The sequence below is a fragment of the Halomonas sp. BDJS001 genome, from assembly GCF_026104355.1.
Classification (GTDB): Bacteria; Pseudomonadota; Gammaproteobacteria; order Pseudomonadales; family Halomonadaceae; genus Vreelandella.
The window spans coordinates 4,176,809-4,203,055 of the sequence record NZ_CP110535.1 but is presented as its reverse complement, the minus strand read 5'-3'; the positions used below and the strand labels follow the sequence as shown (position 1 = coordinate 4,203,055).

Below are 26,247 nucleotides of genomic sequence, written 5' to 3'. Positions count from 1 at the left end.
CTGATTAGTTTGATGATGGTTTGAAAACGGGCTGGCGAATACGTTCGTCAGCCCGTTTTTATTTGCCCCGGAGGCTCACGGATAACACGGCATAAAAAGCTAATAGAAGGACAGGGTAGCAGGATAAGACAGGCATAAGTAACAAGAGAGAGGCGGCGAGCAGCACCTCTCTCTGTTCTAACAACTCATACGTGCCGCAGGTACCAGTCATACTCCATAGCGCTGACTTCGCGCATGGTGTCGGCGCGCTCTGCTTGGCGGTTGGCAATGAACACTTCAATAAAGTCTTCGCCTAGTTGTTCGCCGAGTACGCAGTTGTTACCCAGCAAATGCAGCGCGTGTGCCCAGCTGTTAGTCAACTGAGGTGCAATTTGTTCATAGGCGTTGCCGATAATGGGGTCGGCAGGTGCAATCTGCTGGGTTAGGCCATGGTGGATAGATGCCAACACGGTCGCCAGTAAAAGGTAGGGGTTCACATCGGCACCCGCTACGCGATGCTCTATTCGTCGTGCTTCTTTCGGGCCAGCGGGTACGCGTATTGCCACGGAGCGGTTGTCGTATCCCCAGGTAGGTGCCATGGGCACATAGAGTCCTTCCTGAAAACGGCGAAACGAATTGAGGTTGGGAGCCAACAGTGCCATGGAGTCTGGCATCAGTTCCAGTAGCCCTCCTACAGCGTGTTGTAGTTCTGCGCTCTCCAACGGGTCATCGCCGCTTTCGGCAAAGATGTTATGTCCGTTGCTATCTATCAGACTGACGTGAACATGGGTACCGCTACCGGCTTCTGAACCGTATGGCTTGGCCATAAAGGTCGCTTCAAAGCCATGCTTTAATGCAACGCCCTTGATGAGGCGCTTGAGCAGTACCGAGTGGTCGCAGGCGCTTAACGCATCATCTGTATGAATCAGGTTGGCTTCAAATTGGCCTGGTGCGCACTCTTTCAATACCGTATCCAGCGGCAAACCTTGCGCCTGGGCGGCACACTGCAAGTCATTGATAAATTCGGCGTACTCATCTAATTCCAGCACCGAATAGAGCTGGCTTTGAGTAGCCCGCTCGCCGCTGGAAGGGGATTGAGGTGGCTGGATTAAATTTTCTTCGTCACGTACGCGGTCGACCAGATAAAACTCCAGCTCAAGGGCGACGACGGGGGTTAAGCCACGGGCGGAGAACTGCTCAAGAATGCGCCGCAGTATTTGGCGAGGGTCGGCAAAAAACGGCGAGCCATCCATCTCCTCCATGGTCATTAACAGCTGGCCATACTGGTTGTTATCCATCCAGGTGACCGGGTTGAGTGTGCCGGGAATGGCGCGGCATACGCGATCACCGTCACCGCTGGAAAGCCCAAGTCCTGTCTCTTCCACCGTGTTGCCATTGATGTCCAACGCAAAGACCGAAGCCGGCAAATAAATGCCTTTTTCAAACACTTTGGCGAGGTTGTCACAAGGAATGCGCTTTCCTCGGATGACACCGTTAAGGTCACTGATCAGCAGGTCAATAGTGGTGATGTCAGGGTGCTGGTCGAGAAAGTCCGAGGCTACGTTTTGAGCGTCTGTGTCATTGGCAGAGGACATACGTTGACCCTTATTTTTATGCCGTGTTAGTTGTGTTTCTGCTAACAGTATCCTTGCGGTGTCGATCGTTTCTGTCAATTATTTAATAACAAAAAGCGTATAAAAATTTATTCTTCATGATGGGTTTGTTTTTTAATCCTTTGTTTTTCAATATCTTGGTGTGTATTTTGGCAAAAAAGTCAATTTGCACTTGGAAAATAAAACGAGTCACGCTATGTTGAATTGAGTGTTGAATAAAACATAACAACCGACAAAGTGGTTTGACTATGCAAGCAACGCATTCTTCGCGCCCCCTGGTGGGGGTTATCGCCTGCTGCCGAGAGGTGGAAGGTCATCCTGCCCAAATGGTGACTGATAAATTTCTTCAGGCGCTCTACCACTACGGCGTTACGCCGGTGATTCTCCCAGTGCTGGTGGCTGATATGACGACGCCTGAGCAGCGCGCAGAGCAGGCTGTCGATCTGTTGGGTAGCCTTGATGGCTTGATGCTAACCGGCAGTTACTCCAACGTCGCTCCTGATCGCTATGGTGCCGAACGCGCCCCGGAGAATACCCGTGATGACGCACGGCGCGATGAAGCGGCGCTTTGCTGGGTGCATGAGGCGTTACGCCAGGCGTTACCTTTATTTGGCATTTGTCGTGGCTTTCAGGAAATGAACGTTGCCCTTGGGGGCACGCTTCACCAAGCAGTTCAAACACTCCCTGGCATGCTGGATCATCGAGAGCCGGCCGCTGACGACATGGCGGGCCATTATGCACCCTCCCATACGGTAAAAATTCGCGCTGGTGGAGCCCTGGCTGCGCTTTATAGCGGCGAACATGCTGAAGTGAATTCACTGCACCAACAGGGGATTGATCAGCTTGCGCCAGGGCTGGAAGCGGAAGCCTGGGCACCTGATGGGTTAGTTGAAGCGGTCTCCGTGCGCGCCGCCGCCGCGTTTGCACTGGCTGTTCAGTGGCATCCGGAGTGGCGCCCTAAAGAACATCCTTTCTATGACGCCCTGTTCCAGGGGTTTGCGGCGGCATGCCGTCAGCATCGTACCCAGCGGACTGCTGGCTGAACGCTTATTGCAAACACTGAACAGGAACTGATCTATGCAGACCCAGGATTACCAGGCGTTGGATCGCCAGCACCACCTTCATCCCTTCACCGACTTTAAATCCCTTGGCGAAGAGGGGAGCCGCATCATCACTCATGCTGATGGGGTATACATTCACGATAGCCAGGGCAATCGTATTCTTGATGGTATGGCGGGACTTTGGTGCGTCAATCTCGGTTACGGGCGTCAGGAGTTGGTTGAGGCTGCTACCGAGCAGATGCAGCAACTGCCGTACTACAACAACTTCTTTAAAACCACCCACCCCCCGGCAGCGAAGCTGGCCGCTAAGCTAAGCGAACTGGCACCCGAGCATATCAACCGTGTGTTCTTCACCGGATCCGGTTCCGAAGCCAACGATACCGTGCTGCGCATGGTACGACGTTATTGGGCGATCAAAGGCAAGCCGGAAAAGCAGTGGGTCATCTCGCGTGAAAATGGATATCACGGTTCTACCGTGGCGGGTATGAGCCTTGGCGGCATGGCGCCGATGCATGATCAAGGCGGCCCTTGTGTGCCGGGCATTACCCATATTTGCCAGCCTTACTGGTTTGGCGAAGGTCGCGAGATGAGTCAGGAGGCCTTTGGCAAGCAGTGTGCTCAAGCGCTAGAAGAGCAGATCCTGGCATTGGGTGAAGACAGAGTAGCCGCCTTTATTGCCGAGCCGGTGCAGGGCGCAGGCGGTGCCATCATTTCGCCGGACAGCTATTGGCCGGCGGTGAAAGAGGTACTGGCTAAGTACGATATTTTGCTGATTGCCGACGAAGTCATTTGCGGCTTTGGGCGTTTAGGCGAGTGGTTTGGCAGCACCCACTATGGGCTCAAACCTGATTTGATGCCGATTGCCAAGGGGTTGTCGTCGGGCTATCTGCCCATTGGCGCGGTGCTGGTGGGAGACCGTGTGGCCGATACATTGATAGAAGAGGGCGGTGAGTTCTTCCACGGCTTTACTTACTCCGGCCACCCGGTCTGTGCGGCTGTGGCGCTTAAAAACCTCGAGCTGATGGAAAGTGAGCAGGTGGTCGACAACGTTCGCAATGACCTGGGCCCTTATCTGGCGAAACGTTGGCAGGCGTTGGCGGAACACTCGTTAGTTGGTGAAGCTCGCTCGCTAGGCCTGATCGGGGCACTCGAGCTTGTTGCTGACAAGACGACTGGCGAGCGCTTCGATAAATCCCTTTCCGTAGGCAATCTGTGCCGTGATTTGTGTTTCGAAAGCGGGCTAGTGATGCGCTCAGTGGGCGACACCATGGTGATATCCCCGCCGCTCATCATCACGCACAGTGAAATTGATGAACTGGTGAGCAAAGCGCGTTTGGCTCTGGACAAAACAGCCGAAAAGCTGGCGATAACACACCCCATGGAGAGTGCATAATGGCGGCAGATAACACGAAAACCCTAGCCGACTGGCAAGCAAAAGCGGCGTCACTGAGCTTTGAAACACGCGCTTTTATCAATGGCGAGTTTGTGACCGCCGTCGCAGGCAGCACACTAACCAGTATCAATCCTGCTACCGGAAGCGTGCTTGCGGAAGTGGCCAGCTGCGATGGACTAGATGCTGAGCGTGCAACGCAAGCGGCCCGTGCAACCTTTGATAGCGGTGTCTGGTCACGTTGCCATCCGAGTAAACGCAAGCGCGTGTTGCTGCGCCTCGCGGATTTGGTAGAGACGCACCGCGATGAGTTGGCGTTACTCGATACGCTCGATATGGGTAAGCCGATTTCCAGCTCGCTCGGGGATTTGGCAGGCACCGTTGCCTGTTTGCGCTATCAGGCGGAGTGTATCGATAAGCTTTATGGCGAAGTGGCTCCCACGGGCGAGAATGCGCTTGGATTGGTGTTACGCGAACCCATGGGTGTTGTGGCGGCGATCGTGCCATGGAATTTTCCGCTGATGATGACATCCTGGAAAATTGCCCCGGCACTGGCCGCGGGCAACAGCGTGATTCTCAAACCGTCGGAAAAATCGCCTTTGTCGGCGCTGCGCTTGGCGCATCTTGCCCAGGAAGCCGGTATTCCTGACGGCGTATTTCAGGTTTTACCCGGTTACGGCCATACGGTGGGCAAAGCCCTGGCGCTCTCCATGCAGGTAGATTGTCTGGCGTTTACCGGCTCCACGGCGGTGGGTAAACAGCTCATGCAGTACGCCGGACAATCCAACCTGAAACGCGTGTTTCTAGAGTGCGGTGGCAAAAGCCCAAATATCGTTTTCGCCGACTGCCAATACCTTGATGCCGTCGCCCAAAGCGCTGCAGAAGCTATTTTCCACAACCAAGGGGAGGTGTGCATTGCCGGTTCGCGCCTGCTGGTGGAAAACAGTATTCGCAAGGAGTTTGTGGCCCGTGTGGTGAAAGCTGCTGAGCACATGCAGCCAGGAGACCCGCTCGACCCGAATAGCTTCATGGGCGCCATGGTTGATGAAGCGCAGTACCAACGAGTACTTGATTATATTCGCCAAGGAAAAAGCGAAGGCGCCACTCTGACGCTAGAGGGCGAAGCAAATCACTCCCAGGGATATTTCCTGTCTCCGACGATTTTTGATGACTTAACCCCCGATATGCGCATTGGCCGCGAAGAGATCTTTGGCCCCGTGCTGAGCGTGTTCGGTTTCGACAGCGAAGAGCAAGCGATTGCACTGGCGAATGATAGTGACTTTGGCCTCGCTGCCGGCGTTTGGAGCCAGGATATTGACCGCATTATGCGGGTCTCGCGGCGTCTGCAATCCGGACAGGTATATGTGAATAACTGGGCGGGTATCGATCAGACAGTGCCTTTCGGTGGCGTGAAGCAGTCGGGCAATGGGCGCGATAAATCGCTTCATGCGCAGGAGAAATACTGCGAAGTGAAGACGGTGTGGATGTCGCTGAGCGTTTGAACCATCGAAGTTCGTAACGAGCTTCGCCTGGGCACTTCACCCTTTATTGATTCGATTCAACAGCGCGAGGTGTCGCGGCAAATGCCGTGATACCTCGCCAAGGAGGCCTTGTGCCTGAAAAACCAATAAAAACAAGCATAACAATAATCGGAGTCGCCATCACTGCAATGATTTCCTAACGGAAATACGACGACCAATAATCAAACATTAAGTGAGAACATTATGTCGACTGACCACACTGCTAAGGAAGACCAGGAAACTCCCCGCCCAAGTTTGAAAGCGACCATGATACCCGTTGTGTTTATGGCGGCGTCATTGGGCGTCTTTATCGGCTATTTCGAAACTGACCCGCACTTGCCACTTTTTTTGAGTGCGATTGTAGCGACGATAGTGGCTATTGCGACGGGTAGTCGCTGGAAGCATCTCGAAGCGGGAATCATGCGCTCTATTGGCCTGACCACTCAGGCGATTGTGATTCTCATCATTATCGGCACCATTATTGGCTACTGGATTGCCGGTGGGATTGTGCCCACCATGATCTATTACGGCCTGAGCATTCTGGCACCAGACTACTTTTTGGTTGCGGCGTGCCTGATCTGCTGCTTGGTATCGTTGGCTGGCGGTAACGCCTGGACGGCGGCCGGCACTATTGGTATCGCCTTGATGGGCGTCGGTGAAGGGCTCGGCCTTAACCCTGCGATGGTAGCCGGCGCCGTGATCTCTGGGGTTTATTTTGGCGACAAGATTTCTCCGCTTTCCGAAACTACCAACATGGCGCCAGGTGTCGTCGGTGTCGATCTGTTTGAACACATTCGCTATATGCTCTACACCACGGTTCCTGCGCTCGCGGTGGCACTGGTGCTTTACACCATTATTGGCCTGAACATGACGCCTTCCGGCGATGGCGCGACACAAGTTGCGGAGTTACAGCAGAGCTTAAATGAACTATTTATCATTAGCCCCTGGCTGCTGCTGGTGCCTGCGGCAGTTATCGTGATGATGGTCAAGAAGGTGCCGGCCATTCCTGCGCTTGCTGTTGGCTCGCTAATGGGAATCATCTGCGCGATTGTGGTTCAGGGTGTACCTCTAGGTGATAGCTTCACTATTTTTGTGGAAGGCTATGCGGTAGATACGGGTAATGTCACTGTAGACGACCTGCTGACCAACGGCGGTACTGACGCCATGATGTGGACGGTCTCATTGATCATCATTGCAATGAGCTTTGGCGGGATTCTTGAGTCGGCTGGTTTTTTCCGCACCATCGTGGAAAGCCTGCTCAAACTGGCCAAGACCACGGGTAGCCTGATTGCTACTACGGTTGCGACAGCGATGGCTGCTAATGTCGTGGGGTGCGATCAGTATCTCAGCATTATCTTGCCCGCCCGCATGTATGCCAAAGAGTACCAGCGTCGCTCGCTTAAACTGAAAAACCTGTCTCGCACAGTAGAAGATGCTGGCACCATGACGTCGCCCCTAGTGCCTTGGAATACCTGTGGTGCCTTTATGTTTGCCACGCTAGGCGTCAGTGCTTTCAGTTACGCACCCTATGCCTTTTTAGCGCTGCTTAGCCCGCTATTTGCGATTCTTTACGGCTTTACCGGTTTCCGGATTGCTTACGAAAACGAGCCGCAAGAGTCTGACGTGGCCTCTGAGTTGGCTGATGCTCGAAGTGCTTGAGCTGAGCACGACGATGAACACCGGCTAAGCGAATTATCTTTTGTAGCAAGCGCCCTTTTAATTAAGTTTTTGCCCCACAGCCGTGGGGTTTTTTTTGCGCTATTATGTGCCCGTCAATAGACCAATAACGTAATTTACTTATTGATAGGGAGTGAAAAAAGCATGTCGGATGACGTGGGTGCGAGCTTGCGCTCCCTGCGCAAGCAGCGAGGGATTTCGCAGCGTGAACTAGCCAAGTTGTGTGGGGTGACCCATTCAAGTCTTTCGCTAATAGAGCAAGGAAAAGTTAGCCCATCCGTCAGTTCCCTGAAGAAAATCCTAAACGCCTTCTCTATGAGCGTCGGTGATTTTTTCACCATGGATCTGGATAGTCAGGAGCAGGTGTTCTATTCGGCGGATGATTTGGTTGATATTGCCTCTGGTGATATTTCCTTCAAACTTGTCGGGGCAAATCGTCCTAATCGTGCCTTGGCGTTTATGGTTGAGCGGTATTTACCGGGTGCTGATACCGGGCAAGCTATGATTACCCACTATGGTGAAGAGGCGGGTTTTGTCGTGGAAGGTGAGATTGAAATCATCGTTGGAAGCAATACGAGGCGCCTAGGGCCAGGGGAGTCCTACTATTTCAAGACCAGCACTCCGCACCGTTTCAGAAATATTGGTGATGTTCCCTGCAAGATAATCAGCTGCGCTACGCCAGGTAAGGCGTTCTGATATTACTGGCTTGTATTGTGCGGCAACTGTTGCAGCAATGATGTCGCGCCAATCGCTTGGGCTCTTCCTCAACGCTAACGAGTGAGTAGGAATACCCCTTGTAGTAAGTAGAAGACCCCAATACCGGTGACGATCCAACGTGTCCAGGTGCGGAAGTTGGCATCGGTGAGGCGGTGTAAAATGCGGTTGCCGGTGTGGGTGCCCAAGATCGCAAACGGCGCCGCTAGCAGCACAATACCCCACTCTCCGGCACTAAGCGCCATGGCGGCACCCAGGTAGAAGATGATCTTAATGCTGTGCGCCACCACCTGAATCATCGCCTTGGTGGCGACTACCTGACGTCGATCCATGCGAGAGCGCACAAAGAAAATATCGATCAATGGCCCGGACACCCCCGCCGCTATTGTCAAACCGCCGGAGGCGATCCCACAGCACAGCGCGTGGCTGGCGCGGTTGGCGTCCAGATGAAACCAGCGCTTGGGTATCCACACCAGAATCGGCATTAGGCCAATCAAAATCGATACGCTGGCGGCATTAGGGCTGTAGTTAAACAGCAGCAGTAAGCCCGCGGCACTCAGTACGCCAAGCGTCATAAAAGCGACAATACGCCAGACAATAAAGCGCCGCGATAGCCACGCTCGTGATCCATTCGCGGTGAGTTGGATAACGCCGTGCACCGCCATGGCCGTGCCTGCGGGAAAGATCAGCAGCAGAAACCACAGCAGTACCAAACCGCCCGCCATGCCAAACACACCCGACAGCATCGAGGTGAAAAACACCACGCTCACAAAAGCAATGCCTATCCATAGGCTCATACTGTTCTTCCTTGCTCTTTTTTACTCTTTCTTAACGACGGCAAAACGGCCAGACCTGATAAAACTTGCGGCACTGAAACTCCGCTTCGCAGCTGTTGAGCTGGGCTTGGTAGCGATTAGCGCGAGCGGCTACTTGTCTCCCTGCGCTTAACACGTGGGACTTACCGCGATAAGTGCCACGTTGGTAGCCGCCCGCGCCTTCATGATAGGCGTAGTAGAGATGCTCAGGATTGGTTAGCGATATGCCCGCCTGCTGCTGGGAGCGGCGGTTGTACCAACCAATAAAATCCGTGGCGTGCTTCATATGGGTACGCCGGGCAAACAGGCTGCCCGCTTGATCCTCATACTCTTCCCAAACCGGGTCTTGGGCCTGGGCGTAGCCTTTAGCAGAAGAGGGGCGGGGGCCGGGGATAAAGCCTAGATAGTACTTGCGATCAGGACGGATATGACTGCGAAACGATGACTCCTGTTGAATAAACGCCATCTGGGTGGCGATCGGTGTGCCCCACTTTTTCTGCGACTCCCGGGCGTAGTCGTACCAACTAGGCTGCTCGCGGAAGATCTCGCAGATATTGCTTTGATCCTGGGGTGGGTTGGGCGCAAAGGTGGCACAACCCGAGAGCAGGAGCACAAGACTTAGTGAGGCCCAGAGGCGCAGCCTAGCGAAAGCAGCCGAAGAGGGGGCGATGAAATTATCAACAGGGTGATGCATAAAAGTCCTTGTGTATAAACCGTTCAAAGCTTGTGGATAAGGTGTTGAGAAACACTTCCTACCTTACCTGTGCGCTATTAATAACGCCTAGCGCAGCAGTGCTTCCAGGCTGCGACGCAGGCGCTGTGCTTCACGCACCAGCGTTTCCCCTGATAGCATGCCGACGCCCATTACTAAGCCGACGCGCGGATCGGTTGGTGCACACACTGGGCTTAATGGACGCACAATTAAATGCTCTTTCAGCAGTGACTGAGCGATTCCCACATCGTTAACGCCCGGTTCAAACTCGACGCAAAGGCTGATGGCGCTGCTGGGCGGTGAAACGCTGCGCACTAGCGGTAATGAGCGAAGCTGATCATGTAGCACCTGTTGGCGCCCCAGGTAGTCGCGCTGAATGCGTCGACACCAGACGTCCAGATCACCATCAAAAATAAACTGTGCCAGCACCGCCTGATCCAGCATGCGTCCTTCGCGGAAGAGTTCACTGCGCAGGCGGTTCATTGGACCCGCTAAATGGTGCGGCACGACTAAGTAGCCTAAGCGCAGGCCTGGAAACATCATCTTGGAAAAAGAGCCCACCAGCAAGTGGCGCTCCGAGTGCGGATAGAAGAGCAGGTTAGAATGGTCGTCGCGGTTAAACTCGTAATCATCTTCGACAATATATGCGGGCGCTAAGGCATCGCATAAGCGCTGTTTATCCGCCGCGCGGGTAGGCACGCTGAGCGGGTAGTGGTGCGAGCCGGTCAGGTAGGCCAATTGCACCGAGGTAGAAACAGGTGGAAGGCGGTGTCCCTGTCCTGGCAGCCACGCCACCGGTTCGATTTCCAAACCAGCGGCGGTAAAGACATTGCGCGCCCCCCAGTAGCAGGGCGACTCCATAGCCACGGTATCGCCAACATCAGCCAGCGCCACGGCGCATAGCTCAATGCCGTTATGGGTCCCGTCGGTGATGATGATCTGCTCCGTGTCGCAGCTAATATTGCGCCAGCGCGCCAAAAAATCGCGGATGGCGCGCTTTAACGGCCCGTAGCCACCGGTGGAGTAGGAGAGCAGCAGGGCGTTCTGCGGCACCGTCACACTGGCGTAGAGCTGCCGCCATTTTCGCATCGGGAACTGGGCGATATCAGGAATACCGGGCACAAAGGCGCCGCTTTGAACTGCGCTAGCGCCAGGGCCATCCAGTACCCGCTGGGCACGTTGAGAGAGCTGCGCATTGCCACGCAGGGGAGAGTTTGGTGTCACGGGGCGGCTCGTCCAGGTGCCTTGGCCGTGGGCGGTTTTAAGCAGTGCCTCTTCGAGTAGCGTATGAATTGCCAGTGCCAGGGTTTGACGGGCAACGCCCAAGGCATCCGCCAACTGCCGGTGAGAGGGCAGCCGCAGTCCGGAAGGCCACTGCTGGGTGATGGCCTGGCGCAATGCTTGCTCTATACGCACCTGCTTACTCAACCGTTCCGGCTGGAGTGCATAAAGTTGTACAAGTTGGTGCACGACCTCCTTGCGATCCATCTGGACACCCCTTAATCCCGCTTAACCCTCTAACCGCGGGCACTTAGACGAAAGCCGTATAAAAATAATGCACCCTTTCGGTGCGTATAAAAAGTGGTCTAGTTAAACACAAAAGTGGTGCATTCGTGTTTTCTCTCTCGCCTGCTAGCTTGTGGCTATCCTGTGTTTAGCAACACCGTTTAAAACGCGCCTGCTTGAAGCGAGACGGCTAAAACAGGATCAGGATACTGCGCCCCTGAGCGCCTACGACAACATCCAATAACTCGCAGGACATTTCAAATGACCACACCCTCATCAGAACAGGAAGGGCTCGTCCGGGTATTGGCCCGTGGCGATGTACTAGCGCTGGCTTTCGGCGCGATGATCGGCTGGGGCTGGATTGTACTCACCGGTACCGCGATTCAATCCGCTGGCAGCCTGGGCGCCATTATAGCCTTTATTATCGGCGGCTTAGCGATTGTCTTGGTCGGCCTCACCTATGCAGAGCTTGCCGCTGCGATGCCCAAAGTGGGTGGCGAGCATGTTTACAGCTACCGCGCTTTAGGTCATTTGCCCTCTTTTTTGTGCACTTGGGCGATTATTTTGGGCTACTTAAGCGTAGTGGCCTTTGAAGCCGTCGCCCTGCCCACGGTGATCGAACACCTGGCACCCAACTACGCCGTTGGCCACCTCTGGACGATTGCCGGTTGGGAAGTGAAAGCCACCTGGGTCGCGGTAGGCGTCGGCGGTTCGCTGGTCATGATGATCATCAACTACTTCGGCGTGACCACCGCGGCGTTGCTGCAAAAAGTGGTTACCGGGTTAATTCTGCTGGTGGGGGTGATGTTTGTCACCGGTTCGCTGTTTGAAGGCGAAACCATCAATATGATGCCGCTGTTCACTCAAGCCGATAGCGGCGTGTTCGCAGGCATAGTGGCGGTGCTGGTGATGGTGCCGTTCCTGTTTGTGGGCTTTGACGTTATTCCCCAGGCGGCGGAAGAGATCAACCTGCCCTACAAAGCCATCGGCAAGGTACTGATGATGTCGGTGATCCTGGCGGTGGTGTGGTACGCGCTGATCATTCTGGCCACCAGCCTGGCGTTGAACAGCGATGAGCTGGCGGCAAGCTCGCTTAGCGTGCCGGACGCCATGGGCAGCCTGTTTAATGCCGAGTGGGCCAGCAACTTAATGGTCATGGCGGGTATTGCGGGGATCATTACTAGCTGGAACGCCTTCTATATTGGCGGCTCGCGGGCAATCTATGCTCTGGCCAAAGCAGGCATGCTGCCTGCGCCGTTCGCCAAGCTGCACCCTCGCTACAGAACCCCGACCAATGCCATCTTTATGATGGGCTTTCTCTCTTGCTTGGCACCCTTCTTTGGCCGCCCGGCGCTGGTATGGATCGTTAATGCGGGGGGCTTAGGCATCGTGTTGGCCTACCTGTTTGTCGCCATCTCCTTTGTCGTGCTGCGGGTGCGTGAGCCGGATATGCCCCGCCCATTCAAAGTGAATAACGGCAAGCTGTGCGGCATCCTTGCGATCATCCTCTCTTTCGGTATGGCGTGCCTCTACCTGCCCGGTAGCCCGGCGGCGCTGAGCGTCGCGGAGTGGACTATTTTTGCCGGTTGGGCGGCGCTGGGCATCGTGCTGTACCTGCATGCGTTGCGCACTTACGGGCGCGAATATAGCGACCGTCACATGAAAGTGGATCTGTAAGCCTCTTAACACGTTACCCAGGAGCAATGTATGAGCTTTATTGAACAGTGGTTGCACGATGGCGTCGCGGGCCTGATTGGCGATGAGTGGCGCGCAGGGAAACAGACATTTGCGGTCGATAATCCCGCCACCGGCGAAACGATTGCCCGCGTAGCCGATATGGACGGGGATGATGCCCGTGATGCGGTGGCCGCCGCTTATAATGCTGGTGCCGCTTGGCGCGCTACGCCGGTGAAGCAACGCTCAGCGCTGCTGCGCCGTTGGTTTGAACTGATCATTGAGCACGCCGATGACCTGGCCCGCCTGATGACCTTGGAGCAGGGCAAGCCGCTGGCGGAAGCCAAAGGCGAAGTGATCTACGGTGCCTCATTTATCGAGTTCTTCGCCGAAGAAGCCAAACGTATGGCCGGTGAAACCCTGCGCAGTCACGGCGCCGACAAGCGCCTGCTGGTGCTGCGCGAGCCGGTCGGTGTGGTGGCGGCCATTACGCCCTGGAACTTCCCGCTGGCGATGATTACCCGTAAGTGCGCTCCGGCCCTGGCCGCGGGCTGCACCGTGGTGATCAAGCCCGCTGAAGCCACGCCGCTCACCGCGCTGGCGGCCGCTTACCTGGCGCTGGAAGCAGGCCTGCCAGCAGGCACCATCAACGTGGTTACCGCCTCAAAACCGGCAGCGGTAGGGGAGGTGCTTACCACTGATTCGCGGGTGCGCAAAGTGTCGTTTACCGGCTCAACGCCAGTGGGCAAACACCTGCTGGCCCAGTGTGCCAGCACGGTGAAGAAAACCGCCATGGAACTGGGCGGCAACGCGCCGTTTATCGTCTTTGATGACGCCGATGTGGATGCCGCCGTTGATGGCGCCATTGCCTCCAAATTCCGCAACGCCGGACAAACCTGCGTATGCACCAACCGCTTCCTGGTGCAGGACGGCATTTACGATACGTTCGTCGCCAAGCTCACCGAGCGTGTGAATGCACTCAAGGTAGGTGACGGCCTGGCCGAAGGTAGCATCATCGGCCCGCTGATCAACCAAGCGGCAGTGGACAAGGTTCAGCGCCATGTGGATGACGCCATCAACCAAGGCGCGCGGCTACTCTGCGGTGGCAAGCCCCATGCCGCAGGCGAGCGCTTCTTTACCCCCACAGTGCTCGCCGATGTCACCACCAAGATGGCGGTGGCCGATGAAGAGACCTTTGGCCCGGTAGCGCCGGTGTTCCGCTTCCAGCGCGATGAAGAGGCCATCGCCATGGCTAACGATACGCCCTTTGGTCTGGCGGCCTACTTCTACTCCACTGACTACCGCCGCATCTGGCACACCATGGAAGCGCTTGAATACGGCATGGTCGGTGTAAATGAAGGGCTGATCTCCACCGAGCTGGCGCCGTTTGGCGGTGTGAAAGAGTCCGGGCTGGGTCGCGAAGGCTCCCACCATGGGTTGGATGAGTTTACTGAACTTAAATATGTCTGCGTTGGCGGCCTTTAAAGAGAAAAATGATGACTAACCAAGAATTGAACGACCTGAAAAACCGTTACGTGGCCAACGGTGCTGCCACGCCAACAACTCAGTTTGCCGAGCGCGCGGAAAATGCCGAGCTGTGGGACGCAGACGGCAACCGCTGGATCGACTTCGCGGGCGGCATTGGTGTGCTTAACCTGGGGCATCGCCACCCCAAAATCGTTGCCGCCGTTGAAGCGCAGCTCAAGAAAGTTATGCACACCAGCGCGGCGGTGATCTCCTACGCCCCCTACGTGCAGCTGTGCCAAAAGCTCTGCGAACTAAGCCCGGTGCGCGGCCCTGAGCGTAAGGCGATGCTGGTCAACACCGGTGCCGAAGCGCTGGAAAACGCCGTGAAGATTGCCCGCGCTGCCACTGGCCGCACCGGCATTATTACCTTCGACGGCGCTTTCCACGGACGCACCATGATGACCCTGGCCATGACCGGCAAGGTGCTACCGTACAAGAACGACTTCGGCCCGATGCCGGGCGACGTGTTCCGCGCCCCATTCCCGAATCCGCTGCACGGCATCAGCGAAGAAGCATCTTTGGATGCCATTCGCACGCTGTTCAAAACCGATATCGCCCCGCACCGCACGGCGGCCATCGTGATCGAGCCGGTACAGGGCGAAGGCGGTTTCTACATCGCCTCGCCGGACTACCTGAAAGCCCTGCGCGCCCTGTGCGACGAGCACGGCATTTTGCTTATCGCCGATGAAGTGCAGTCCGGCTTTGCCCGCACCGGCAAGCTGTTTGCCCTCGAACACAGCGGCATTGAGGCGGATATTCTGACCACCGCTAAGAGTCTAGCCAACGGCATGCCGCTCTCTGCCGTGGTAGGTAGCGCCAAGGTAATGGACGCCTCCGGCCCCAACTCGCTGGGCGGCACCTACAGCGGCAACCCACTCTCCTGCGCGGCAGCCCTGGCGGTCATCGAAGCCATCGAAGAAGAGAACATCCTTGAGCGTAGCGAGCAGATGGGCAAAATGCTCGCCGAGCGCTTCGCGGCATGGGAAGAGCGTTTCCCCGCCGTTGCGCACGGCCGCCAACTAGGCGCCATGGCGGCGTTTGAATTGCTCGACAGCGAAGGAAAACCTGATACAGCGCTCACCGGTGCGCTCTGTGCCAAAGCCCGTGAGAAGGGCCTGATCCTGCTCTCCTGTGGTTTCTACGGCAACAGCATACGCATTCTGGTGCCGTTAACCGTCTCTTCTGCGGTGTTGGAAGAGGGGCTCAGCATTATTGAGCAGTCACTGGAAGCGCTTAGCTAAAATCGTCTAAGCAACACTAAGCCCGCCCTCGTCAGACAGCAAAAGCTGTTGGCGAGGGCGAGGTTTTTATTTCATAGCGGTGAAAGTTTTGGGGTTGCAGTGTGATTATGAGCCACTACCCCTACAGTTTTGTTTAAACCTAGATAACCACTGTGTGGGAGTAAGCCCGAAGGCTTTCTTAAAGTGATTTGTCATATGGCTCTGGTCATTGAAACCAGCTGAAACTGAGGCGTACGACAACGAATAACCCTGGGTCAAATAGTGTTTTACGCATGACAGACGCCGCATGGTCAAGTAACGGTATGGGCTTGTTCCATATAATGCACTGAAATCTCTTGATAAACTCCACTTTTCACGGCTACTGACTAAGGCTAAATCATCGAGTGTGATCTGAGTATCCAACGAATAGTGGATAAATTCTCTAGCTTTTTCTGCGGCGCCATAGTCGTATGCCACCCTGCCTCTTTTATGTCCTGCCACAGCAGCAAGAACGTTGGCTAGCTCAAAAAGGATATCTTCCTCTTCAAGTTGCTCATGAGCTGTATCTAAATCATTCATGAGGAATTCTGTGGCGGCATAAAGTCGAGAGTCTGTGCTAATGCCATCCTTTATATATGGTAAAGGGCGACCACCAAGCACAGTTTGAAGCACGCGTGGTTCAATATACATGATGCGGTAGTGGAAGCCTTCGTTCGTACCCGCCTCACCGTCGTGGAGTTCATCTGGATGAATCACAATGGTATTGCCCGGCAAGCTAGTCCTTTTTTCACCTCGGTAATTGAAACAATGCACCCCTGCCAGCGTTCTGCCAACAGCATACGTATCGTGCCGGTGAGGCTCGAAAGCAACGCCAGAAAAAAAGGCTTCGAATCTTTCTATCTGTGTATTGAAAAAAGAATTTAGCATAGGCGGTACGTTGTCTGCTGTTGGCTGAAGACAGGGTAATCATGCAACGGAATATGTGGATAAGCAAAGCGGGTTGGCTGTTTTGGCAATCAATATACTCTGTCTTTGAAAGACTTTCATGTTACAAGCTTCTCAGCTCAATACGTAATATAAAGTAGTAGCGATGAGTGTGATGAAAATCAACCCGAATTTCAAGATGATTGTTAGTATGACTACTGAAATAAAAGCCAAAAAGGATATAGATAGCCCGTTAGTTACTTCTGGCATCACAATGTAAGTAATGAAGCAAATGAAAATAGAGCTAGGTAGTACTTCCTCTATCAGGTGCTGAGTCTTTTCTCCGAAGTTGATAATGATCAAAGAGGGCAGAACTCTGACCATGAGGCTTGTTAATAAAAGAGCCATGATTACCCAGATATTACTCATCATATTATGTCCTCAGTCCCTGCTCTTTAATAGATAATAGGTAGCGGATAATAAAACTACAGATGGGATCCAAAAGTAGACAGCACCAAGGGTGTAGTAGAGAAATCCGCTTACTATAAAGCCTAGTATTGCCTTTGGAACAGTGATCAAACCGCTTTTATATGGTCGATTTTTAAGATACGAAATGGCCAGAAAAAGAAGCACTAAGCTTGCAGGGATGCTGGCATTAATCCCATCAGGTAAAAGGTTGGGAAAAAGCCCTGCTACAATACCGCCTGTTACCCCGAATAGTATCCAGCACCCGAAAATGGTGAAGCGAATTATGAGCATAGCTCTTTGGTTATGGCCTTGCTCAATTGCATAAGCTTCATCGCCGAGTGTATGCGACGAAAAAATCTTAAGCAGCTTGTTGGGTGGTAGCTTTTTTGAGCACGAAAGTGAGATAGCAAAGTACCTACTATTAATCATGACGGAAACGAAGAGAATAGTTAAAAAAGTAGCGCCAGAGCTAGAAAGAGGTAGTGCAGCGAATTGCCCACTTCCAGAAAAGCCTAGTAGGCTTACTAGAAAAATTTCGCCAATGCTCCAGTCTGCTTTATATGCAGTAAAGCCGAATAGCATGCTAACTGGTGCGATTGCAAAGAGGGCTGTCAATAGGTTCGGTAACAAATTACGATACTCTGCTGTATTTGAAGCAGAGAATATTTTTAGTATTTAAATACTTATTCATCGTTGTTAATCGCTTTTCGAAAAGTATTAATATTTTTTAGCTATGGGTAATGGGCTTGCTACAGAGTAGTCAGGTTAGCTACTTCAATGGAAGTGTATGAGAAAAGTGGACAGACGTATTGTAAGATCGTGCAGGGTATAGCGAGCAGAGAGGGGGGCTTCAGGGTTTTTGATACTCAGTTTTAATCAGCTCATAGGCTGTTAAGGCGTTGCTCTTCATTGTCAAACAGAGAAAGTGGCTGGCGTCTTGAGTGCGGAGAAGCACATGCAGCACCTTTTCCAGTTGTGCGCTAAACTAGCGTGATGAGTGGTAATCAGCAAGGTACAAAATGAGCACGCCATCTGGTTACACTTCCTAAGCAGGCTCATTCGGTTACGTGAATATACATTGTACGCAACCGAGGCTGTTCGTCGCCTAGTGTCTCTATAAGTGTGAAACCGTGTTGCTCATAAAGCTGTATCAGTTTCTGGCAGTCTTCACACTCAAGGATGATGACACGACCACCAATAAGGGCCTTGGCTTGTGAAATAACCGCATAAATCTCTCCCAGAATGGCATCAAGCGATATCGGGTTGTCAATGACAGCCGTATTTTTACCAATTTGGCCAATCAGAAAGGCGCGGATACGTTCAGCGCGCTTAGAAATACCATCCAGCTGCCGAACCTTGGTCTTGCTGACGTTGGCTCCTTCAAGTGTTAATTCTTTAAACGATAAGGAAAAGTACGCGAGGATATCGGCAGTATCGTCGTTGATGATCAGGTAGGTTCTAGCGTTGCCTGTCTGCTCAAAGCGGATGGCTTTATCAGGCTGAGTGAGGAAGCTTTCGACATCAGCGTTGCGGTGACAGGAAAATGTACTGAGAAGCTCGATGGTGGATGTCTCATCAAGCTCCTTCAGCAGGTCTCCGAGTTGGACAATCGTTGTTTTAATAGCTGAATTCCCCGTTTGTTTTCGGCCTCATAGTCACGCTTCTGAACCTTGATATGGCGGGGGGTCGCCAAATCCTGGTGAATCCGGTCAATGGATTGCTTATCGTTGACTACAAAGGTTTTATCAAAAGATGCAGTAGCCACTAGTTGGCACCTCCTATAAGTGGTTGCCAATAATATTGTAGCAGCTTTCAAAATCATGAAACAGGTCAAAAATTAACCAGGCGTTGCTCAGCATTCAAAGGTATCCAGAATGGCCTATGTGGGGCTTGGAAAATCGCAGAGCACATCGATTTCTCTAATCGTGCGTGTCGGCTGTTGGTCCTAGCCCGCCCTCATCAAACAGTGAAAGCTGCTGGCGATGGGCGGGTGTTGCTTTTTTACCCCGCCGAGCGGTAGGCCGACGCTGGCTGGCGAGCTTATCCATAATGGCTTGGCTGGCTTCTCTTGCGTCTGGAGTGCGGCGAAGCTCATAGAGCACTTTCTTCCGGTGGCGTGCTTCGACCTCAAAATCGTTGGGGGTTGGGTAGTTTACGCCAGGCTGAAAGTCGAACCGCTTTTGCAGACTTTCCGGTAGCGCCCAGGGCTTAGCGCGCCACTTCAGGGGCAGTGGCGTTAGTTCTGGCACCCATCGGGCGACAAACTCACCGGTAGGGTCGTTATCCTCCGCCTGCTTGATGGGGTTATACACCCGCAGCGCATTGGTGCCCGTAGCACCTGCTTGCATCTGCACCTGGGGGTAATGAATGCCCGGCTCGAAGTCGGTAAACAGCCGAGCCAAGTGCAATGCTGGTTCGTACCAATGCAGCCCAAGGCCAAAGGTGGCGTGGGAGATCAGCATGGCGCGCATGCGAAAGTTGATCCAACCGGTGGCGATCAGGCTGCGCATGCAGGCATCCACCAGCGGCACGCCGGTTTGCCCACGCTTCCAGGCAATCAGATTGGGGTGGTTGGGGTCGCGCTCCCGCAGGCCGCGCAACGCCGGGTGGAGGGTTTGTGACTCAATGCTTGGCTCGCTTTCGAGCTTTTGAATAAAGTGGCAGTGCCAGTGAAGCCGGGAGGCGAAGGCGCGCAGTGAGCGCGACCAAGCGGTGTCTTCAGCATGCTTTTTTCGTTGGCGGCGCAGCGACTGCACCACTTCGCGTATGGAGAGGGTGCCCCAGGCCAAATGGGGCGAAAGCCGCGAGCCAAATTCCCAGGCCAGTAGTGGTTTAGACAGTGAGCCGCGATAGCGCCGCCCGCGCTGGCTTACAAAGCTGCGCCACACTGCGCGGCCTTCGCTGCGGCCACCGGGCTGCCGCTCGGGGCATGGCGTGGTATCAAACCCCAGCGTCAGGCTGTGAAGCTGCCCAACGTCAATGTGGTGAAAGTATTGCCACTCCTCAGCCGCTTGAGCGTTTTGCGGGGCTGGGAAGGTAGGTGCCGTCATGAGCGTTTCCCACTGATTTTCCCAGGCGTAGCGATCTTCCGATCTGGACTTCAAACCACGCACTACGCCGTGCTGGCGTGATTCCTGCCAATTAACGTCATGCTTTCGGCACCAGGTATGAACGCTAAGATCGCGGGCAAAGCTCCAGGCGTTGCCGGTCTCTGCATGGGAGTGAAGAGCAAACTCGCCGTAATGGGTTTTCAGGGCGTCCAGCAAATCGACAATATCGCCTTGCCAAAGACACAGCGGCAGGCCCAGTGTTTCCAATGCGTTTGAAAGGTCTGCCAGTGAGTCCGCGGCAAACTGCCAATGGCGCAGGGCGCTGTCTGGCGCTTGCCACTGGCCGGGTTCAATGGCAAATACGGGCAGTACTGGGCCAGCCATGGCGGCGTTGGCAAGCGGCGCATGATCATGAATACGTAAATCGCGTTTGAACCAAACAACCTGGATAGGTGCCTTAGCCATGCCGTACCTTGCGGTTGAGGGCTATTCGGCGCTAAGTCTATTCGCCACTGAAATGTGACGTTACCATCAAGCTACCGTTTGCCAAATGAACCCAACAGGGCCAACTCTGCAGGAACAAACCCGTAGGAGAGTAACGATGTATATTGCCATGAACCGTTTTCGGATTGCCCCAGGCCGCGAAGAGGACTTTTTAGAGGTGTGGCGCAACCGCGACTCTCACCTGGATGAAGTGCCGGGCTTCAAACAGTTCAAGATGCTGCAGGGTGAAAGCCAGGAAGATCACACCGTGTTTATCTCCCACAGCGTGTGGGAATCGGAAGAGGCCTTCCGTGACTGGACTAAGTCAGACGCATTCCGGAAGGCCCACGCCAATGCCAAAGCGCCCGAAGGTATTTATCTTGGCCCGCCTAAATTTGAAGGTTATGAGGTGGTGCTGTAAGGCGGCACGGCTAAACGAAGCAGATTGTCAGCGGGGCGCCTGCCCCGCTTTGGGCGCTTTAAAACAGTGCCAAGCCAATCGACAGCAGCACGCTGTAAAGCAGTGTCGAAATAGCGGTTTTCTTCAGCATGCCGGTCAGGATCTCGCCATCATGGGTATGGCGTAGTGTTCTGGCGGCATCCGTTAACGGCTTGGCTACCAGCAGGCAGCTCCACCCCACCAGCGGTACAGGGAGCGCGACTAGGTAAACCAGCGTTAGCAGTAGCGCCAACCCCAGTAGTGCCCAGTGGTAGTTAATCGCGTTTTCGCGACCTAGCCGCACCGCCAGGGTGATCTTGCCGTTGCGTGCATCACTTTCTATATCCCGCACGTTGTTCACATTGAGTACGGCGGTCGCCAGCAGCCCGCAAGCGGCGGCGGGGAGCAACGGTAGCCAGCTTAGCTGGTGGGTGTGCAGGTAGTAGGTACCCAGCACGCCGAGCAGTCCAAAAAACATAAAGACCGCAATATCGCCAAATCCCCGGTAGCCGTAGGGAGTACCGCCGAGCCCAACGGTGTAGGTGACCGCCGCCAATAGCGCAGCCGCCCCTAACAGTATAAAGGTGAGTATCTGCTCCCACTGGTTCCCAAAGGCGGCAAGCAGTAATAACAGCCCCAATAACGCGGCGGTGAGGGCCGCAACCACCATTCCTTTGCGCATCGTTTCGGCGCTAAGCAAACCAGACGAGACCGCTCGGGCAGGGCCTATGCGCTGATCATCATCAGCGCCGGAGGCGGCATCACCGTAATCGTTGGCTAGATTAGACAGCACCTGTAGCGCAATGGCGGTCAGCAGGGCGAGCACAAGCACCGCACCATTAAAGGCATCCACGCTAGTCGCTAGCCCGGTACCCAGCAGAATAGAAGCGCACGCCAGCGGTAACGTACGGGGGCGAGCGGCTAGCAGCCAAGCTTGGTAGTGGCGGCGCTTACTGTTTTGTTGCATTGCGTCGATATTCCTGTTGACCGTTGTCATTTAATAAACATTCGGCAATGTATGATTAAGTGCTAAAAAGTAGATCTACGTCAAACTATGCCGCGTCATCTTGCTCCACACTGCAACAATCCCTTGAGTAGGAGTTTACGTGATGATTGGCGACTTATTTAGACATAACAAATATATGGCGGTAGTTTGGTTACTGCTACGGCTCTATTTAGGCATCACTTGGCTGACGCTTGGCATCGGTAAGATAACCGGTGGTTTTAATGCCGAAGGCTTTCTAAGCAATGCCGTGGCCAATCCCGTGATGCGAGAAGGAAGTGCGGTTTACCCTAATTATGTCGCCTTCCTTGAGAATTTCGCGCTGCCCTATGCGGATGTTATTAACGTCATTATACCGCTAGGGGAGATGTTGGTTGGCCTGGGTTTAATCGTTGGTGTGTTGACCTCGTTTGCTGCGTTTTTCGCCATTGTGATGAACATGTCCTTTTTGATGGCGGGCACGGTGTCTACCAATCCATGGATGATTGCACTGACGTTCTTTTTGCTGGTAGCAGGCGCCAATGCCGGTCGGCTTGGCGGCGATCGCTGGGTGCTACCCTATATTAAAGATAAGCTAGGCTTAAGGTACCCAGCGGTCGTCAGCAAGTAATTGAAAATGCTGGCCTAACAGGCGAACTATGCACTCTAACCCTATTGAAGCCCTCAGGCATCAGCTTGCTACGCTTTGTGATGCCGCTCAAAAAGGGGTTATCCGCTTAAGTACCCCGTGTCAGGTGAACGACATGATGGGGTGGCTAAACATGCAGAGCGTTTATCCCCGTCTCTACTGGCAATCACGTGATGTGGGGGCCGTTGAGTATGTGGTGCTGGGGGCTGTTAACGCTTTTGATTCACTAGCGGCACTGGAGGCTGATCTTGCTGCGCTGATCGATATCGGTGGCCAGCAGCCCGACTTTTTTGGCGGTATGGCCTTCGACCCTGGTACGCCGGGGTGGGAGCACTTTCCTGCCTTCCACTTTGTGCTGCCGCGTATCGAGCTTAAACGTCACCAAGGAGGCGCGACGCTGTCACTGAATCTACGTTTCGATGACCGCTGCCCCAGTGCCGAAATCGCCCAGGCTCATGCCTGTTTAGCCGCCTTGGCAGCAGAGCAGCCGCTGCCTCGTTTGCAGCCTCTGGTTTACCAGCGTGAAGACTGCCCCAGTCAACAGGAGTGGGCGGCTTGGGTGGGGCTGGTGACGAACCCCGACCACCTAGTGCATACGCCCAAGGTGGTGCTTTCTCGTGAAACTCGCCTGACAACACCTGAAACGCCTAACCCTTGGGCGCTATTGTCACGCTGGCAGGCCGGTGCCGCTGACTGTTTTCACTTTGGCATCCAGTTGACACCCCATGAGGCGTTTATCGGCTGTCCGCCGGAGCAGTTATATAAGCGTGACGGTCGGCACTTAACCACCGAGGCGCTGGCAGGCACGACGCGCCGTGGGCGTGACGCCGAGCAAGATCTGGCGTTTGCCGCTGAGCTACTGGCAGATAAGAAAAACACGCTGGAAAATCAGTGCGTTTATCAGCAAATCTTGGCCCAGCTTGAGCAGCTTTCTTCACAAGTCCAAATGGGTGAGGCGCATATTGTTAAGCTGCGCTCGGTGCAGCATATTCGCCGACTGATCCACGCCGAATTACACCATAGCGTCACCGACCACTCTTTGCTCTCCTCACTGCCACCGACTCCGGCGGTGGGCGGCGTTCCTCGCGAGTCAGCGCTAACGTTTATTCGTCAGCATGAGCGCCATCAACGCGGTTGGTATTCAGGGGTGTTCGGGAGAATCAGCCACGCCAGTAGCGACCTCGCCGTGACTATTCGTTGCGCCCATATCGATTCAGAAATGATCCGGCTCTATGCCGGTGCTGGCATTGTGGCGGGCTCCCAGCCGGACGAAGAGTGGCGGGAGCTGGACAGTAAAATCGCCGATATTATGTCGCTGCTAGGAATGGGATAACACATATGACAGCTTCTACATCGAGCGGTTTTGCGCAAGCGCACGCTACCTTTAATCATGTTTGGTCGGCGCTAATGCTGGAGGAGCTTTATCGCTTAGGCGTGCGTGATGTGGTGCTGGCGCCCGGCTCGCGCTCATCGCCGCTGACCATGGCCGCCAGCGAGCATGTGGGGCTTTGCTGCCACTGCCATTTTGACGAGCGCGGGCTGGGGTTTATGGCACTGGGTATTGCCCGGGGCAGTCATCGCCCCGTGGTGGTGATTACGACTTCCGGCACCGCCGTGGCCAACCTCTACCCGGCAGTGGTGGAAGCTAATTTGCTTGGCGTACCGCTGATTGTGCTCTCCGCTGACCGACCCATTGAGCTGCTGGATAACGGCAGCAATCAGGCCATTGACCAACGGGATATCTTCTCCCGCCACACCATTGTTCACCACGACTTGCCAGCGCCCGATGCTGAGATAAAAGCAGCGTTTCTCCTTAGCACGATTGATCAAGCGGTTGATCAGCAGCGCCGCACCCCTGGCTCCATCCATATCAACTGTCGTTACCGCGAGCCCCTTTACCCCGGCGAATGTTTGGTGGATGCCAGTGACTATCTCGCCCCGCTGGGGCGCTGGCTGACGAACTCCACGCCGTGGAGTGACTGGTCATGGGGGGATATACAGACCCGCACCACCATTCCAGCGCTTAGTGACGTATGGGAAGCATTTGCCCAGCAGCGCGGAATTATCGTCGCGGGTAGCATTGATGACCCGCAGCAGGCGCAGCAAGTGGTGGCGCTCGCCAAGCAACTGGGCTGGCCACTACTGGCGGATGTGCAGAGCCAGGTGCGTTTTGATCCTTATAACCTAATCCATTTTGATCTGGCGCTCCATGACGAACGCTTTAGCGCGGAACTGGCTAAGGCAGAGGTGCTGCTGCAGTTTGGCGGTCGGCTAATTTCCAAGCGGCTCACGCAGTTTATTGCCCATCAGCCCTGGCAGGATGTCTGGCTGGTTGATCCGCTGCCCCAACGGCTGGATCCTGATTACTGCGTTAAGCGCTGGTTGATAAGCTCGCCCGCGGATTTTATAGCTGGCTTGCCGAAAATCCCCGAACAAGCGCCTTGGCATCAGTTGGGTAGCCTTCAGCGCCGCACCAGCCAATTTGTAGAGGAGCAGTGCGCGGCCTTCTCAGAGCTGGGTGTTTGCCACCTGCTAGCGCAACGGGTGGAAGGGCAGCTGTTTATCGGTAACAGTCTGCCTGCAAGGCTGATGAATATGCTGGGAACACACCGCCAAATGCCGCTGCGGGTGTTGGCCAATCGCGGCGCGTCTGGCATTGATGGCTTAATCGCCACGGCCTATGGCGTCAGCTGCACATGCTCAGCACCTACGACCATTGTGCTGGGAGATACCAGCGCACTGCATGATCTCAATAGCCTAGCGCTGTTAAAGCAGACCACCCAGCCCCTAGTGGTGGTTATCCTCAATAATGATGGCGGTAGTATTTTTCATATGCTGCCGGTGCCCAAAGAGGGGGAACTGCTGGAGCGCTATTATCGCCAGCCACATGGGCTTAACTTCGAGTATGCCGCCAGGATGTTTGGGCTTGGCTACTCGGCGCCCAGTTCCTTGGAAGCCTTTACGGCGGCTTATACCCAGGCGTTAGAGTCGGGCGTTACGTTGATTGAGGTTAACGTGCCCCACCAACAGGTCGCTGATGATCTCAAGTTGTTTGGCGCAGCGATTCGAGGGACGTCGCGTGAGCTGTAAGCCCCACAAGCAGGCGCCTACCCTGGTGCTGCTCCACGGCTTGTTGGGCAATGGTCAGGACTGGGTTGAGGTCATCGCTGACTTGGAAGGTATTAACTGCCTCGCGCTGGACTTACCTGGGCACGGCCAGAATCATCAGGTGCAGGTAACCTCTTTTGAGGCGTTTCATCACTGGCTGAGCGATATGCTGATAACCCGCGGTGTAAGCCGTTACTGCTTGCTGGGCTACTCCCTGGGTGGTCGTTTGGCGCTGTACCACGCCAGCCGCCAACCGTCGGGGCTGGAAGCGCTTTGGCTGGAGAGCGCTCACCCTGGTTTATCCGCCAGTGAGCGTGCTGGCCGTATTGCTCATGATGAACGCTGGGCGCTTCGCTTTGAGCAGGAACCGTTGGAGGACGTACTTATCGATTGGTATCAGCAGCCGGTGTTTGCCGATCTCACGGAGGCCCAGCGGCGTCGGCAGATTCAACGTCGCCTGGCGAACCGTGGGCCAGCCGTCGCCCAAATGCTGCGGTCAACGTCCTTGGGGCAACAGCCCTCGTTTTGGCAGTGGCTGGAAAATACCCGCCTGCCGGTCAGCTATTTTTCGGGCCAGCGGGATGCCAAGTTTCACACCCTGGCGACTCATCTAGCAACGATGGCCCCGCACCTGCGCCATATCACGCTGGAAGGGGGCCACAATCTTCATGCTGAGCAACCGGGGATGATTGCTCAGCAGCTCAATGCCTGGTATCGCACGCTAGGCTAATGTTTA

At 54.7% G+C, this 26,247-nt stretch carries 22 protein-coding genes; 13 read left to right on the top strand and 9 right to left on the bottom strand.

Translation table 11 applies throughout. The annotated features are described in order from the left end of the window. Positions 1-185 precede the first annotated feature (185 nt). On the bottom strand, positions 186-1,574 hold the full coding sequence (locus tag OM794_RS19510; protein WP_226246791.1) for a glutamine synthetase family protein: 1,389 nt from the start codon (positions 1,572-1,574) through the stop codon (positions 186-188). A gap of 266 nt (positions 1,575-1,840) precedes the next feature. Between OM794_RS19510 and OM794_RS19505 the strand changes: the two genes are divergently transcribed. The 5 genes from OM794_RS19505 to OM794_RS19485 all read left to right on the top strand — a co-directional run bounded on the left by OM794_RS19505 (position 1,841) and on the right by OM794_RS19485 (position 7,936). Further along, the gene (locus OM794_RS19505) at positions 1,841-2,635 is read left to right on the top strand and encodes a gamma-glutamyl-gamma-aminobutyrate hydrolase family protein (RefSeq protein WP_226246792.1); all 795 of its coding nucleotides are present in this window, start codon (positions 1,841-1,843) and stop codon (positions 2,633-2,635) included. 34 nt (positions 2,636-2,669) lie between these two features. Further along, a complete protein-coding gene (locus OM794_RS19500) occupies positions 2,670-4,046 on the top strand; it encodes an aspartate aminotransferase family protein (RefSeq protein ID WP_226246793.1) in 1,377 nt (458 codons plus the stop codon). Then, positions 4,046-5,545 carry an aldehyde dehydrogenase gene (locus OM794_RS19495; protein ID WP_226246794.1) on the top strand — a complete coding sequence of 500 codons (1,500 nt, stop codon included), beginning with the start codon at positions 4,046-4,048 and terminating at the stop codon, positions 5,543-5,545. Before OM794_RS19500 ends, OM794_RS19495 begins: the two co-directional genes overlap by 1 nt. A gap of 222 nt (positions 5,546-5,767) precedes the next feature. Next, positions 5,768-7,222 carry a Na+/H+ antiporter NhaC gene (nhaC, locus tag OM794_RS19490; RefSeq protein ID WP_226246795.1) on the top strand — a complete coding sequence of 485 codons (1,455 nt, stop codon included), beginning with the start codon at positions 5,768-5,770 and terminating at the stop codon, positions 7,220-7,222. A gap of 162 nt (positions 7,223-7,384) precedes the next feature. Further along, the gene (locus OM794_RS19485) at positions 7,385-7,936 is read left to right on the top strand and encodes a cupin domain-containing protein (RefSeq protein ID WP_041158716.1); all 552 of its coding nucleotides are present in this window, start codon (positions 7,385-7,387) and stop codon (positions 7,934-7,936) included. A gap of 74 nt (positions 7,937-8,010) precedes the next feature. On the opposite strand, the gene OM794_RS19480 is transcribed toward OM794_RS19485, so the two are convergent. The 3 genes from OM794_RS19480 to OM794_RS19470 all read right to left on the bottom strand — a co-directional run bounded on the left by OM794_RS19480 (position 8,011) and on the right by OM794_RS19470 (position 10,969). After that, complete coding sequence (locus OM794_RS19480; protein ID WP_226246796.1) at positions 8,011-8,751, bottom strand: sulfite exporter TauE/SafE family protein; 741 nt, start codon at positions 8,749-8,751, stop codon at positions 8,011-8,013. A gap of 31 nt (positions 8,752-8,782) precedes the next feature. Next, positions 8,783-9,463 (bottom strand): lysozyme-like domain containing protein, encoded by a 681-nt coding sequence (locus tag OM794_RS19475; RefSeq protein WP_226246797.1) that lies wholly within the window; start codon positions 9,461-9,463, stop codon positions 8,783-8,785. 87 nt (positions 9,464-9,550) lie between these two features. Then, complete coding sequence (locus tag OM794_RS19470; RefSeq protein WP_226246798.1) at positions 9,551-10,969, bottom strand: PLP-dependent aminotransferase family protein; 1,419 nt, start codon at positions 10,967-10,969, stop codon at positions 9,551-9,553. Between the two features lie 279 nt (positions 10,970-11,248). Between OM794_RS19470 and OM794_RS19465 the strand changes: the two genes are divergently transcribed. The 3 genes from OM794_RS19465 to gabT are packed head-to-tail and all read left to right on the top strand — an operon-like array spanning position 11,249 to position 15,429. Continuing rightward, positions 11,249-12,664 (top strand): APC family permease, encoded by a 1,416-nt coding sequence (locus OM794_RS19465; RefSeq protein ID WP_159177453.1) that lies wholly within the window; start codon positions 11,249-11,251, stop codon positions 12,662-12,664. Positions 12,665-12,694: 30 nt separating this feature from the next. After that, positions 12,695-14,146: an NAD-dependent succinate-semialdehyde dehydrogenase gene (locus OM794_RS19460; protein ID WP_226246799.1), complete on the top strand. Its 1,452-nt coding sequence runs from the start codon at positions 12,695-12,697 to the stop codon at positions 14,144-14,146. Positions 14,147-14,157: 11 nt separating this feature from the next. Beyond that, positions 14,158-15,429 (top strand): 4-aminobutyrate--2-oxoglutarate transaminase, encoded by a 1,272-nt coding sequence (gene gabT, locus OM794_RS19455; RefSeq protein WP_226246800.1) that lies wholly within the window; start codon positions 14,158-14,160, stop codon positions 15,427-15,429. Positions 15,430-15,534: 105 nt separating this feature from the next. Here gabT and OM794_RS19450 read toward each other — a convergent pair whose 3' ends face one another. The 4 genes from OM794_RS19450 to OM794_RS19435 all read right to left on the bottom strand — a co-directional run bounded on the left by OM794_RS19450 (position 15,535) and on the right by OM794_RS19435 (position 20,315). After that, positions 15,535-16,335, bottom strand: a complete 801-nt coding sequence (locus tag OM794_RS19450) for an AraC family transcriptional regulator (RefSeq protein ID WP_226246801.1) — start codon at positions 16,333-16,335, stop codon at positions 15,535-15,537. A gap of 438 nt (positions 16,336-16,773) precedes the next feature. Further along, positions 16,774-17,415, bottom strand: a complete 642-nt coding sequence (locus tag OM794_RS19445; RefSeq protein ID WP_265153974.1) for an AzlC family ABC transporter permease — start codon at positions 17,413-17,415, stop codon at positions 16,774-16,776. A 970-nt stretch (positions 17,416-18,385) separates the two neighbouring features. Continuing rightward, the gene (locus OM794_RS19440; protein WP_226246803.1) at positions 18,386-18,565 is read right to left on the bottom strand and encodes a hypothetical protein; all 180 of its coding nucleotides are present in this window, start codon (positions 18,563-18,565) and stop codon (positions 18,386-18,388) included. A gap of 154 nt (positions 18,566-18,719) precedes the next feature. After that, entirely contained in the window at positions 18,720-20,315 is a 1,596-nt protein-coding gene (locus tag OM794_RS19435) for a cryptochrome/deoxyribodipyrimidine photo-lyase family protein (protein ID WP_226246804.1), read from the bottom strand. 136 nt (positions 20,316-20,451) lie between these two features. Between OM794_RS19435 and OM794_RS19430 the strand changes: the two genes are divergently transcribed. Next, complete coding sequence (locus OM794_RS19430; RefSeq protein ID WP_035560873.1) at positions 20,452-20,754, top strand: antibiotic biosynthesis monooxygenase family protein; 303 nt, start codon at positions 20,452-20,454, stop codon at positions 20,752-20,754. A 58-nt stretch (positions 20,755-20,812) separates the two neighbouring features. Here OM794_RS19430 and OM794_RS19425 read toward each other — a convergent pair whose 3' ends face one another. Beyond that, entirely contained in the window at positions 20,813-21,739 is a 927-nt protein-coding gene (locus OM794_RS19425) for a 1,4-dihydroxy-2-naphthoate polyprenyltransferase (RefSeq protein ID WP_226246805.1), read from the bottom strand. A gap of 142 nt (positions 21,740-21,881) precedes the next feature. On the opposite strand from OM794_RS19425, the gene OM794_RS19420 reads away from it, so the two are divergent. The 4 genes from OM794_RS19420 to menH are packed head-to-tail and all read left to right on the top strand — an operon-like array spanning position 21,882 to position 26,241. Then, a complete protein-coding gene (locus tag OM794_RS19420) occupies positions 21,882-22,385 on the top strand; it encodes a DoxX family protein (protein WP_226246806.1) in 504 nt (167 codons plus the stop codon). 28 nt (positions 22,386-22,413) lie between these two features. Then, positions 22,414-23,736: an isochorismate synthase MenF gene (locus tag OM794_RS19415; protein WP_226246807.1), complete on the top strand. Its 1,323-nt coding sequence runs from the start codon at positions 22,414-22,416 to the stop codon at positions 23,734-23,736. A gap of 5 nt (positions 23,737-23,741) precedes the next feature. Beyond that, on the top strand, positions 23,742-25,493 hold the full coding sequence (menD, locus tag OM794_RS19410) for a 2-succinyl-5-enolpyruvyl-6-hydroxy-3-cyclohexene-1-carboxylic-acid synthase (RefSeq protein WP_226246808.1): 1,752 nt from the start codon (positions 23,742-23,744) through the stop codon (positions 25,491-25,493). Beyond that, positions 25,483-26,241 carry a 2-succinyl-6-hydroxy-2,4-cyclohexadiene-1-carboxylate synthase gene (gene menH, locus OM794_RS19405; protein ID WP_226246809.1) on the top strand — a complete coding sequence of 253 codons (759 nt, stop codon included), beginning with the start codon at positions 25,483-25,485 and terminating at the stop codon, positions 26,239-26,241. The genes menD and menH overlap by 11 nt, the downstream gene beginning before the upstream one ends. Positions 26,242-26,247 lie beyond the last annotated feature (6 nt).

Coding starts and splice junctions, on each gene's coding strand:
- OM794_RS19510 (WP_226246791.1), bottom strand. CDS start 1,574: ATGTCCTCTGCCAATGACACAGACGCTCAAAACGTAGCCTCGGACTTT.
- OM794_RS19505 (WP_226246792.1), top strand. CDS start 1,841: ATGCAAGCAACGCATTCTTCGCGCCCCCTGGTGGGGGTTATCGCCTGC.
- OM794_RS19500 (WP_226246793.1), top strand. CDS start 2,670: ATGCAGACCCAGGATTACCAGGCGTTGGATCGCCAGCACCACCTTCAT.
- OM794_RS19495 (WP_226246794.1), top strand. CDS start 4,046: ATGGCGGCAGATAACACGAAAACCCTAGCCGACTGGCAAGCAAAAGCG.
- nhaC (WP_226246795.1), top strand. CDS start 5,768: ATGTCGACTGACCACACTGCTAAGGAAGACCAGGAAACTCCCCGCCCA.
- OM794_RS19485 (WP_041158716.1), top strand. CDS start 7,385: ATGTCGGATGACGTGGGTGCGAGCTTGCGCTCCCTGCGCAAGCAGCGA.
- OM794_RS19480 (WP_226246796.1), bottom strand. CDS start 8,751: ATGAGCCTATGGATAGGCATTGCTTTTGTGAGCGTGGTGTTTTTCACC.
- OM794_RS19475 (WP_226246797.1), bottom strand. CDS start 9,463: ATGCATCACCCTGTTGATAATTTCATCGCCCCCTCTTCGGCTGCTTTC.
- OM794_RS19470 (WP_226246798.1), bottom strand. CDS start 10,969: ATGGATCGCAAGGAGGTCGTGCACCAACTTGTACAACTTTATGCACTC.
- OM794_RS19465 (WP_159177453.1), top strand. CDS start 11,249: ATGACCACACCCTCATCAGAACAGGAAGGGCTCGTCCGGGTATTGGCC.
- OM794_RS19460 (WP_226246799.1), top strand. CDS start 12,695: ATGAGCTTTATTGAACAGTGGTTGCACGATGGCGTCGCGGGCCTGATT.
- gabT (WP_226246800.1), top strand. CDS start 14,158: ATGACTAACCAAGAATTGAACGACCTGAAAAACCGTTACGTGGCCAAC.
- OM794_RS19450 (WP_226246801.1), bottom strand. CDS start 16,335: ATGCTAAATTCTTTTTTCAATACACAGATAGAAAGATTCGAAGCCTTT.
- OM794_RS19435 (WP_226246804.1), bottom strand. CDS start 20,315: ATGGCTAAGGCACCTATCCAGGTTGTTTGGTTCAAACGCGATTTACGT.
- OM794_RS19430 (WP_035560873.1), top strand. CDS start 20,452: ATGTATATTGCCATGAACCGTTTTCGGATTGCCCCAGGCCGCGAAGAG.
- OM794_RS19425 (WP_226246805.1), bottom strand. CDS start 21,739: ATGCAACAAAACAGTAAGCGCCGCCACTACCAAGCTTGGCTGCTAGCC.
- OM794_RS19420 (WP_226246806.1), top strand. CDS start 21,882: ATGATTGGCGACTTATTTAGACATAACAAATATATGGCGGTAGTTTGG.
- OM794_RS19415 (WP_226246807.1), top strand. CDS start 22,414: ATGCACTCTAACCCTATTGAAGCCCTCAGGCATCAGCTTGCTACGCTT.
- menD (WP_226246808.1), top strand. CDS start 23,742: ATGACAGCTTCTACATCGAGCGGTTTTGCGCAAGCGCACGCTACCTTT.